This is a genomic window from Protofrankia sp. Cj3, from assembly GCF_917627355.1.
Classification (GTDB): Bacteria; Actinomycetota; Actinomycetes; order Frankiales; family Frankiaceae; genus Protofrankia.
This window is the reverse complement of record NZ_CAKJTR010000331.1, coordinates 1-2,548: the sequence shown is the minus strand read 5'-3', so window position 1 is coordinate 2,548 and position 2,548 is coordinate 1. Positions and strand designations below refer to the sequence as shown.

General features: G+C 65.0%; 1 protein-coding gene and 1 pseudogene. Both read left to right on the top strand.

Going from position 1 to position 2,548, the window contains the following annotated elements; genetic code table 11:
* Positions 1 to 157 (top strand): annotated as a pseudogene (locus MJ783_RS23235) (Crp/Fnr family transcriptional regulator); the annotation flags it as partial.
* Positions 157 to 2,403, top strand: coding sequence for a family 2 encapsulin nanocompartment cargo protein terpene cyclase (locus tag MJ783_RS23230; RefSeq protein ID WP_305039533.1), 2,247 nt, complete (start codon positions 157 to 159; stop codon positions 2,401 to 2,403). The pseudogene MJ783_RS23235 and the gene MJ783_RS23230, both read left to right, overlap by 1 nt.
* The last annotated feature ends 145 nt before the right edge of the window (positions 2,404 to 2,548 follow it).

The following is a 2,548-nucleotide window of genomic DNA, read 5'->3' as shown; positions in this document are numbered from 1 at the left end:
GGACGAATACCAACCGGGCCTGTCCGTCCGATTCATGGGAATCAGCGACAAGGCGATCATCTCTTACCTTGTCAGCACCTACTATTCGGCGGCGGTCCTCGTGCCGGACGCTCTCGGCATCCTGGAGGATGTTGACATCGCCGGGCCCCGCGACTAGTGGGAGATCCCGGGGACGCTCGGCGAACGCCGCCGTTCGAGCTACCAGAGTTCTATGTCCCCTATCCGGCACGGCTGAACCCGAACCTGGCGAGAGCTCGCGGGCACAGTAAGGCATGGGCCTACGAGATGGACATGATTGACGTACCGCAGCACGGCACCGTGATCTGGTCCGCGGACGATTTCGACGCGCATGACTACGCCCTGCTGTGCGCGTACACCCATCCGGACGCGACCGGGCCGGACCTTGATCTGGTGACCGACTGGTATGTCTGGGTGTTCTATTTCGACGATCATTTTCTGGAGCTTTACAAGCGGACTCGGGACACGGCCGGCGCCCGGGACTATCTCGACCGGTTGCGGGCCTTCATGCCCGTGACCGGGGAGATCACTGAGACACCGGACAATCCGGTGGAACGCGGCCTTGCCGATCTGTGGGCCCGTACCGTCCCGGCGAGGTCACCGGACTGGCGGTGTCGGTTCGCGAACAGCACCGCGAACCTGCTGGATGAATCCCTGTGGGAACTCGCCAACATCAGTGCGGACAGGATCGCCAACCCCGTCGAATACATCGAGATGCGACGCAAGGTCGGCGGAGCACCCTGGTCGGCGAATCTGGTCGAACATGCCGCGGGTGCCGAGGTGCCCGCCGAGATTGCCGCGACCCGGCCGCTGCGGGTACTCAGGGACACGTTCGCCGACAGCGTGCACCTGCGTAACGACCTGTTCTCCTACCAGCGCGAGGTCGAGGACGAGGGCGAGCTCAGCAACAGCGTGCTGGTTGTCGAACGATTCCTCGGCTGCGACACCCAGACCGCCGCCAATCTCGTGAACGACCTGATGACGTCCCGGTTGCATCAGTTCGAGCACACGACGTTCACCGAGTTACCCCCGCTCTTCGAGGAGCGGGGCGTTCACCCGCGGGCCAGGGCGGACGTTCTCGCCTATGTGAAAGGGCTACAGGACTGGCAGTCGGGCGGGCACGAATGGCACCTGCGGTCGAGCCGATACATGAAGGGCGGCTCCCCGGCCGCGGCCGGTGTGCTCGATGGCCCGGCGGGTCTTGGGACATCAGGGGCGCGCATCGTCTCCTCGCTGCTCTCGACCGCGCCGCGGCGGCTGAGCAGCTTCACCCACATCCCGTACCAGGTCGTCGGGCAGACCAGGCTGCCTGACTTCTACATGCCGTTCGCCACCAGGCGCAGCCCGTGGCTGGATGTCTCGCGGCGCCATGTCGTGGCGTGGGCTCGCCGGATCGGGATGCTGGACCCGGTGCCCGGGATCTGGAATGAACACAAGCTCAGGGCGTTTGACTTCGCGCTGTGTTCGGCCGGGATCCATCCGGATGCCACTGCCGATCAGCTGAACCTGACCACGGACTGGCTGGCCTGGGGAACCTACGGGGACGACTACTATCCGGTGATCTTCGGCCGGACGCGTGACCTCGTCGGCGCGAAGGCGTGTACCAGGCGGCTGTCGGAGTTCATGCCGGTGGAGCCCACCGACATTCCCCTCTCCGTCGTCCCCGTCCCCGGCAACGCGCTGGAAAGAGGTCTGGCCGATCTGTGGGCTCGTACCGCGGGACCCATGACCGTGAGCGCACGCCGTGTGTTTCGCGGTGCCATCGAGAAGATGGTTGACAGCTGGTCGTGGGAACTCGCCAACCAGTTCCAGAATCGAGTGCCCGACCCGATCGACTACATCGAGATGCGGCGCCGGACATTCGGTTCTGATCTCACCATGAGCCTGGCGAGACTGGCCAGGATGGCCCACGTGCCGACACTGCCACCCGAGATCTTCCGGACTCGACCGATCAGGGCCCTGGAGAACGCGGCCGCGGACTACGCCTGCCTGCTCAACGACATCTTCTCCTACCAGAAGGAAATCCAGTTCGAGGGTGAGATCCACAACTGCGTTCTCGTTATCCAACGCTTTCTTGAGCGCGATCGTGAAGGCGCGGTCGCGGTCGTGAACGATCTGATGACCGCTCGGCTGCGCCAGTTCGAACACATCGTTTCCAGCGAACTGCCCGTGCTTTTCGACAGTTTCGGTCTGGACGCCGACGCGCGCGGCACGCTGTGTGGATATGTGACGGAACTCCAGAACTGGCTGGCCGGGATCCTCCGCTGGCATCAGGGAACACGCCGCTACGAGGAATCCGAACTGCGACGCCACGGGGCAGCTGGGACACCGCCTTTCGGCGGCCCCACCGGGCTGGGTACCGCGGCGGCCCGGCTTCGGGCCTGACGCGGCACGCTCAGAAACGGGGAACCTGGGGCCGGCCGGTGGATCCGCTCACCCCAGGTTCCCTACGGAGGTAGCGGACAACGTTCGTCGCATTCGGTTACCCCCTGTCCTCCGCCGCCGGCTGGGTGCGAGGACAGCGCGGACA